The organism is Streptomyces sp. NPDC047982, assembly GCF_043204165.1.
GTDB lineage: Bacteria > Actinomycetota > Actinomycetes > Streptomycetales > Streptomycetaceae > Streptomyces.
In genome coordinates this window covers 190,929-199,220 of the sequence record NZ_JBIDBS010000014.1, presented here as the reverse complement: position 1 = coordinate 199,220, position 8,292 = coordinate 190,929, and the positions used below count along the sequence as shown (strand labels likewise).

6 protein-coding genes and 1 pseudogene are annotated in these 8,292 nt (G+C 73.3%); 3 read left to right on the top strand and 4 right to left on the bottom strand.

Annotated elements, in window-relative coordinates:
• Window positions 1-352, bottom strand: a pseudogene (locus ACGF2V_RS19270) (hypothetical protein); the annotation flags it as partial.
• A 146-nt stretch (window positions 353-498) separates the two neighbouring features.
• On the opposite strand from ACGF2V_RS19270, the gene ACGF2V_RS19265 reads away from it, so the two are divergent.
• From ACGF2V_RS19265 to ACGF2V_RS19255, 3 genes are all read left to right on the top strand, one after another.
• Window positions 499-918 carry an ATP-binding protein gene (locus ACGF2V_RS19265; protein ID WP_362707101.1) on the top strand — a complete coding sequence of 140 codons (420 nt, stop codon included), beginning with the start codon at window positions 499-501 and terminating at the stop codon, window positions 916-918.
• 244 nt (window positions 919-1,162) lie between these two features.
• Window positions 1,163-2,110 (top strand): hypothetical protein, encoded by a 948-nt coding sequence (locus tag ACGF2V_RS19260; protein ID WP_362619314.1) that lies wholly within the window; start codon window positions 1,163-1,165, stop codon window positions 2,108-2,110.
• A 4-nt stretch (window positions 2,111-2,114) separates the two neighbouring features.
• Entirely contained in the window at window positions 2,115-3,716 is a 1,602-nt protein-coding gene (locus ACGF2V_RS19255) for an insulinase family protein (RefSeq protein WP_362707104.1), read from the top strand.
• A gap of 249 nt (window positions 3,717-3,965) precedes the next feature.
• Here the strand turns inward: ACGF2V_RS19255 and ACGF2V_RS19250 are convergent, their stop codons facing one another.
• The 3 genes from ACGF2V_RS19250 to ACGF2V_RS19240 all read right to left on the bottom strand — a co-directional run bounded on the left by ACGF2V_RS19250 (window position 3,966) and on the right by ACGF2V_RS19240 (window position 8,260).
• On the bottom strand, window positions 3,966-5,327 hold the full coding sequence (locus ACGF2V_RS19250) for a UDP-glucose/GDP-mannose dehydrogenase family protein (protein WP_362707106.1): 1,362 nt from the start codon (window positions 5,325-5,327) through the stop codon (window positions 3,966-3,968).
• A 32-nt stretch (window positions 5,328-5,359) separates the two neighbouring features.
• The gene (locus tag ACGF2V_RS19245) at window positions 5,360-5,590 is read right to left on the bottom strand and encodes a hypothetical protein (RefSeq protein ID WP_362619306.1); all 231 of its coding nucleotides are present in this window, start codon (window positions 5,588-5,590) and stop codon (window positions 5,360-5,362) included.
• Window positions 5,591-5,815: 225 nt separating this feature from the next.
• Entirely contained in the window at window positions 5,816-8,260 is a 2,445-nt protein-coding gene (locus ACGF2V_RS19240; protein ID WP_362707109.1) for a BTAD domain-containing putative transcriptional regulator, read from the bottom strand.
• Window positions 8,261-8,292 lie beyond the last annotated feature (32 nt).

The following is an 8,292-nucleotide window of genomic DNA, read 5'->3' as shown; positions in this document are numbered from 1 at the left end:
CAGCACCGTCAAGCAGTACATCGAGCAGCAGAACCGGCCGCTCTGACCCGGGCTGAGGCCAACAGTGCAGACCCATGCACACAGCTGAGCTCAGAACAGTTCTCAGATTCGCTTCACCACCGGACTGAAGCCCGGTGCACTGCGAACAAACCCGGTAGCCGATCGCGTCGCCCAGGTCCTTCGCCCGCAGGCCCGCCGACTCCCGCCAGAGGCGGATCTGCCGGCCCACCGCCGCGACCACCGCGCCCGAGTCGTCCTCCAGGTCGACGCACAGGTCGGCGTCGTCCGTCCCGTCCGTCGCGAGAAACCCCAGGTCCTCGATGCCGCCGCTGTCCCTGCCCTCGTCCGTCATACGACACCCCGCCTTCGTTCCGCGCCCGCGCGGTTCCGCGCCCGGCGCCGTACTGGATGGACAGCCCCGTACCGCCGCTGGACAGTCACCGTCCGTACCCATGTCATCGCTTTTCAGCGTAGGCAGCTTCGGCCACGCTGAGTGACGTGAATCGAGAAATCACCCAACCGCGTGTACGGCACGGCAAGTTCGCCGTGCAGCTCTCCGCCACCCGTCGGGGCGCCCGGCTCGCCCGGCTTCTCGCGACCGAACAGCTCCGTTCCTGGGGGTTGCCGCTGGAAGACGCCGGGCTGGTCGTCGCCGAGTTGGCGTCGAACGCCGCGCTGCACGGTCACGTACCGGGCAGGGACTTCCGCATCTCGCTGACCGTCGGCGGGGACACGCTCCGTATCGAGGTCACCGATGTCCGTGGGGACGCGATGCCCCGGGTGCCGGAGCGTGACGGCGAATCCGTTGCGGGCCGGGGGCTGTTGATCGTCGAGGCGCTGTCGGCCGATTGGGGTGTACGGGTGGGGCCGTTCCCGCGCAAGACCGTCTGGGCCGACCTCGCGCTCGCGGGAAGGTGACGACCAGGGGGCGGTCGGGGCTCCCATGCCCCGCGCGTCGACTACATGCCGACATGTTCCGGCCCGGGAATAGTCGCTGTTTCGTCGTCAATGCCAGGTGCTAATCTCCATGGTCTTCGCGTGCACCCCACGCACACGCGTTCGCTCGACCGCTCCCCCTCTCCTCCCGTCCCACCCGCACGTTCGTGCGCGCCCGGAGCCCGGGCCCGTGCGGCAGTCGGTCGCGTCCGCTTTGAGGTCTGTCATGTCTTCCACCGCTCCCCCGATACGCGCGCAGTTCGACCCGTGCGTGATCATTCCCTCGCTCGCCGATCTCCGGGCCGCCGTGCACGAGCACGACTGGGCCTCCGTCGAGGCGTACTTCGACTTCCTCGACCACGAGGACGACCGGGCCGTGGCCGCCGAGATCTTCCGCCACCTCGGGCTCGCCGAACGCTTCCTGGAACGGATCGTCGCCGAGCGTCCGAGTTCCGCCCTGGCCCGGACGCTGCTGGCCATCCGGTACATCGGCGTCGGCTGGGGCATTCGCGGCGCCTACCGGGCCAAGCACGTGTCGCGCAAGCGGTTCGAGGAGTTCCACGAGTGGCTGCGGCGCGCGGAACGGCTGCTCATCGACGTGTGCGCCGAGCACCCCACGTACGCGCTGGCCTGGGCGACCCGGCTGACCACCGCCCGGGGGCTGGAGCTCGGGCAGGGCGAGGCACGGCGGCGGTACGAGCGGCTGGCCGAGCACCACCCGCACCACATATCCGGGCAGATGCAGCTGCTCCAGCACCTGTGCCCCAAGTGGGGCGGCAGTTGGGGGGAGGCGGAGGCGTTCGCCCGCGCCTGTCTGGACTCGGCGCCTCCCGGAAGCCATGCGGGGCGGCTCGTCGCGCAGTTCCATCTGGAACGCTGGCTGGGCGACACAAACTACGGCCACAGCGACTATCTGCGCCCGACCGCGGTCCGGGACGACATCCTGGCCGCCGCCGCCCGCTCCGTGGGGCACCCCGACTACCGGCCCGGTTTCCACTGGGTCGGGGATCACAACGACTTCGCCGGGGCGCTGTGCCTGGGCGGACACCACCGCGAGGCCGCGCCGTTCTTCCGCACCCTCGGCGACAAGGCCACCGAGTTGCCCTGGGAGTACACCGGCGACAAGGGGATCCAGTTCCTCAAGCACCGCAAGACCGCACTGGCGAAGGGCTGAGTCGATGTCCCAGGAAACCACCGCCGACACGACTGTCGGCAGCGGCACGGGAACGGGCACGGGTGACGAGTCGTGGATTCGTGAGACCGAGGTGGACGGCATCCGTACGGTGCTCGCCCCGGCGTCCGACGAGACCTTCACCGCCGGCCTGTTCTTCCGCGTCGGGGTCGCCGACGAAACCCTCGCCACGGCCGGTGTCACCCACCTCGTCGAACATCTCGCCCTGCACAGCCTGGGCCTGTCCGACCTGCACTACAACGGCGCCACCGCCGCCACGTACACGCTGTTCCACGTCACCGGCACCCCCGAGGAGGTCACCACTCACCTCAACGGGGTCTGCGCGGCCCTGCGCGATCTGCCGGTGGAACGGCTGGAGACGGAACGCGAGATCCTGCGCACCGAGGCGGCGGGCCGCAGCGTCGGCCCCGACCACCAGCTCCCGATGTGGCGTTACGGAGCCCAGGGGTACGGGCTCACCAGTTACGCCGAGTTCGGCACCTGGCACCTGACCGCCGAGGCCGTGCTCGACTGGGCGCGCACCCGCTTCACGCGGGACAACGCCGTGCTGTGGATCACCTCCGACACCGTGCCCGACGGCCTCGATCTCACGCTCCCGGCGGGCGCGCCGCAGCCGCTGCCCACCCTGTCCTCGGCGCTCCCCGTCGCCCCCGCGTACACCAGGGGTGGCAGTGGCGGCGTCGTCATGGACGGCATCGTCCGGCGTTCCACGGCGGCCACGCTGTTCGCCGAGGTGTTCAGCCGCGCGCTCTACGCGGACCTGCGGCAGAAGGGCGGGTACTCGTACACCGCCGAGGCCGGATACCGCCCGCGCGACGCCGAGTTCGCGACCATCACCGCCTTCGCGGACGCGCTGCCCATGAAGCAGGACGCGGTGGTCGGCGGGTTCGTCGACGTGGTGGCCCGGCTGCGGGCGGGCACCATCGATCAGGCCGAACTCGACGCGGCGCGCGCCAAGTTCCGCAAGCACTTCCAGGGACCGGACGTGGCGGCCTCCAGGCTGCCGGCGTACGCCCTGAATCTGCTGACCGGGCACCCCAACCTCACCGTGGCGGAGCATCTGGCCGAGCTCGACGCCGTCACCGTGGACGACCTGCGCGAGGTCGCCCGCGAACTCCACTCCACAGCGCTGTTCCAGGTCCCCGGCCGGGGCCTCGACTGGGCCGGGTTTGCCGAGGCGCCCCAGTGGTCCGACCCGGTCGAGACGGGCGCGGGCAGCAGGCACCGTTCCCTGGAGGACGATTCCGTCGTGCTGACGGTGTCCCCCGAGGCGGTGTCGATGACCACCCCCACCGGCTCGATCGTGGTGCGGTACGACGCGTGCGCGATGCTGCTCGCCTACCAGGACGGCGGCCGCCACCTCGTGGGGCTCGACGGGTTCCGGATCCCGGTCGAGCCCACGCTGTACAAGCGGCTCACACCGGCCCGGCTGGCCGTGATCGACGCGGGCGTGCCACCGGAGGCGGTGGTCCATATGCCCGCCCGTGGCACGGAAAGCGTCCCCCGCCCCCAGCGGCGGGACGGCGGGCCGCTGAGCAGGGCTGCGCGGTTCCTCTCCCCGCGCAGGGGGCGGACCGGGCGCGGCTGAACCGACGCGGGGAACGCGGCGGCAGAACCGAGAGCGTCCCGCAGGCGCGGGGGCGGCGTGCCTGCGGGGACGCTCACCCCCGCCGCCGTACGAAACCCGCCGCCACCACGGCCAGGACCACGCCGGACGCGACGACGACCGGCCGGACGGCCGCCCGCCCGCGGTGGCGGCGAGGCGCTCCCGCAGCGCGGCGCTCGGCCATCCGTCGCCCGCTCCTGACAGCAGCCACACCGGCCGCCGGTCGCCCGGTCACCGGTCGCTCGGAGGGACCCGCGTCGCCCGGCCCACGCTCATGTACGTGAAGCCCGCGTCCAGCAGCGCCTCGGGGTCCAGCAGGTTGCGGCCGTCGAGGATCAGCGGGTTGCGCATGCGGCGGGCCGCGGCATGCCAGTCGACATCGGCCAGTTCGGGCCATTCGGTGACGAGTACGGCCGCGTCGGCGTCCGATACGGCTTCCGGCACGTCCTGGTGACGGGTCGTCGAGGACCACGGCTCGGCCTCGGCGGGGCGTGCCATCGGGTCCCAGCAGGTCACCTCGGCACCCTCGGCCAGGAGGCGGGAGGCGATGACGGTGCTGGGGGCCTCGCGCATGTCGTCCGTACCGGGCTTGAACGTCAGGCCGAGGAGGGCTACGCGGCGCCCCCGCAGGCCGCCCAGTTCGGACTTCAGGCGCTGGATGGCGCGCCGGGGCTGGAGCTCGTTGACCTCGATGACGGCATTGAGGAGCTGGAAGGGATAGCCGGAGTTGCTGGCCATCGCCCGCAGCGCCCGGGAGTCCTTCGGGAAGCACGAACCCCCGTAGCCGAGACCGGCGTTGAGGAAGTGAGGCCCGAGCCGGTGGTCCCGGCCGACCGCGCGGGCCACCTGCGTGATGTCCGCTCCGGTGGCCTCGCACACGGTCGCGATCTCGTTGATGAAAGTGATCTTCGTGGCGAGCAGCGCGTTGGACGCGAGCTTCACCATCTCGGCGGACGCGACGTCCATGATGTCGACCGGCCCGTCGATGCCCGCGTAGAGCCCTTCCACCCAGTGGGCGGTGGCCTCGTCGAAGGCTCCGATCACCACGCGGTCGGGGTGCAGGAAGTCGGCGACCGCGCTTCCCTCGGCGGTGAACTCGGGGTTCGAGGCGTAGCCGACGCCGCTCAGGCCCGCTTCGTCGAGAGCGGCCCGTACGCGGCTGCCGGTGCCGACCGGCACCGTGCTCTTCACCACGACCGCGGCCAGGTGCGACGCGGTGCCGGCCAGGTGCGACGCCGTGTTCTTCAGCGCCTCGACGACGGCCCATACCCGGGAGAGATCGGCGTCGCCGGATGCCGTGGGCGGGGTGTCGACGCAGACGAACACCGCTTCGGCCTCCCGTACGGCCTCGTCCGCGTCGAGGGTGAACGACAGCCGCTCCTTGTTCCGGATGATCAGGTCGCCGAGGCCGGGTTCGAAGAACGGGACGTCTCCGGAGCGCAGCAGGTCGATCCGCTCCGGCTGGATGTCGCGGACCACCACCCGGTGACCGAGCTCTGCGAAGCAGGCCCCGGTCACCAGGCCGATGTAGCCCGCGCCGAACACGGCGATCCGGCGGGGTGCGGGAGAGAGGGGCGTGGTGTTGTCAGTCATCGATGGCAGGTGTCCTTCGGGCGGCGCGCGTGTCAGCCACGGCGCCGTTGGTTTCTCGGATGGTTGCGGGCGGTGCGTTCGTTGCCGAACTTGTAGGAGCCGGTCCAGCGGGCCATGACGGCCTGTTCGTCGCCGGATTCGACCTCGGCGACGAACTGCGCGGCGCGAGGGCCGCGCAGGGTGGTGGCCTTGCGGCCACGGTGTGTGATGACGACCGTGCCGTCGGCGCGGGTCTCGTAACTGAATCCATGAGGTGCGGGCATGTGCGGACTGTGCCTCATCTCCGTCGGGGCCGCCAGGTGAGATCCGGCGGCGGTGTGCCACGGGGCGAGTCGTACGAGCGGTGCGTGGCGGGCGGCGGCCCTCATGGCCGGCTCGGGGCGGTACGGGCCGGCGTGGGGGCGGCGTTGCGCGGCATGGGTCGGCGTGGGCGGCGTGGGGCCGCTCGCACGAACGGTGCGGCTCGGCGTCCCCCGTGGCGGTACGGGTCAGTGCGGCGGACCGCCGCAGGTGCGGGCCGGGGCCGGTCCCAGTGACAGCGGGAGCGGGACGCCGACGGCGGACCGCCGCACCGGCAGTACGGGGCCGGCCGCAGGTCGCACCGGCAGCACGGGCCCGGCTGCCGCCGCTACCGGCGGTGCGGGTCCCACCGCGGGTCGCACGGGCGGCGACAGCGGGACGCCGGCGCCGGACCGTACCGGCAGGGGAAGCGGGACGCCGGCGCCGGACCGTACCGGCAGGGGAAGCGGGACGTCGACGCCGGACCGTACCGGCAGGGGAAGCAGGTCGTCGACGCCGGACCGTACCGGCAGGGGCAGGGGCAGCGGGACGCCGCCCTCCTCGCGGGCCAGCAATTCCCCGGCGAACAGCCGGACCAGCGGATGCAGCCGGTGGCCGGGGCCGCCGCCGAGGGCGACCCGCTCGGTCCAGTGCGCGTCGGCGAGCCCGTCGAGCAGGTCCTCGGCCCGGTCGGGCCCGATGCCGAGCGCGCGGGCGGCGGTCTCCGGTGGCACGGGGTGGGGGCCGAGCGCCGACAAGAACCGCAGGGAACGCCGGCCCGGCGGGTCGAGTCTGCGGTACCCGCCCATCAGGCTCTCCCGCAACGACAGATCCCCCAGGGTGAGTTCGTCCAGGACCCGATGCGGTACGGTCAGCCGCCGCGCGAGCGTCGCCAGCGGTCGCAGCGGCCGGGCGGCGGCCCGCAGACCGGCGATGCGCAGCGCAAGCGGCAGCCCGGAGCACGCCTCGACGACGGCATCGGCCGCGCGGGGTTCCGCGGCGGTGCGGGCCCGGCCCACCAGCGCGTCGAACAGCCCGCGCGCGTCCGCCGCGGGCAGCGGGCGCAGTGCGGTCCGGCCCACACCGTCGAGGGCGGGCAGCGCGCACCGGCTCGTGATCAGGGCCGCGCAGCCTTCGGTCACCGGCAGCAGCGGGCGCAGTTGGCGCTCGTCGGCGGCGTCGTCGAGGACGAGCAGCAGCCGCCGGTCCGCGATCCGGGTGCGGTAGGCCCGTACCCGGTCGTCCGCGCCGGCCGGAAGCCGGTCGGGGTCCGCGCCCAGCAGCCGCAGCAGTTCGGCGAGCGCGTCCGCCGGGTCGAGCGGGTCCGGGCCGGAGCCGCGGAGGTCGAGGTGGACCTGTCCGTCCGGGTAGCGGTCCCGGACCCGGTGCGCGATCCGGAGCACCACGGCCGTCTTGCCGACGCCGATCATGCCGGTCACGGCGTGCACGGCCGGTTCGCCGCCGCGCGGACGGTGGTCGCTCAGGGCCGTGCTCAGCCGCAGCACCTCCTGGTCGCGGCCGGTGAAGCCAACGGGCGCGGGCGGCAGTTCGGCGGGCACGGAAAGAGGAACGGAGGTGGGGACGGGAAGCGAAACGGAGGTGGGGGCGGTGGCGGTCGGGGCGGCAGCGGTGACCGGTGCGGTGGCGGTCGGTACGGCAGCGGTGGAGGCGGGCGCGAGGGTGCGCGCGGGGCGCGGCTGGAGCAGGGACGGGTGGCCGGTGAGCAGTGCCTGATGCAGCCGCTGGAGTTCGGCGCAGGGGTCCAGTCCCAGCTCCTCGGCGAGCGTGGCGCGGGCGGCCCGGTAGGCGGCGAGCGCGTCGGCCTGCCGGCCCGCCCGGTACAGCGCGGTCATCAGCTTCGCGCGCAGCCCCTCGCGCAGCGGGTGGGAGGCGATCTCGGCGATGAGTTCGGGGATCAGCTCGCAGTGCCGCCCCAGCTCCAGGTCGGCGTCCATACGCCGTTCGAGGGCGACCAGGCGCTCCTCCTCCAACCGGTCGCGCCCCGCGACGACGAGCGGGTCGCAGACTCCGCCCAGCGCCTCGCCCCGCCAGCAGGCGAGGGCGTCGCGCAGGGTGTCGGCCGCGGTCCGCGCATCGCCCGCGGCGAGCGCGGCGGCACCGCGCGCCGCCCGCTCCTCGAAGGCGAGCAGGTCGACATGGACACCGTGCTCGGGCAGCCGGATGAGGTAGCCCGGGCGGCGGCGCTCCACGCCGATGCCGGAGCCGAGCAGTCGGCGCACCCGGGAGGCGTACGTGTGGATCTGGGCGGTGCAGGTGGCGGGCGGGCGGTCACCCCACAGCAGCGCGGAGAGTTCGGAGTCGGCGACGACCCGGCCGGGTGCCATCAGCAGGGCCGCCAGGACCGTGCGGGGTTTGGCCCCGCCGAGGTTGAGGTGGGCGCCGTCGCGATGGGCCTCCACCGGTCCGAGCAGATTCAGGTGCAAGGTTTCCGCCGCGTCCGGCCGCGCGACCCGAGCCATGTCCGGATGCGAGGTCCGTGCCGTGTCCGCGTGCGGGCGGGTCGCCGCGTCCTGGTGCGAGGTCCGCGCCATGTCCCGGCACGGCGTTTCCGTCGTGTCCGGGCGTACGGCCCGGGCCTCGTCCGCGCGCCGGGCCCGCGTCATGTCCGTGTACGGGGTCTGCTTCGCGGCCACGGGGTCACGGACCCCAGATGTTGCCGGACTGC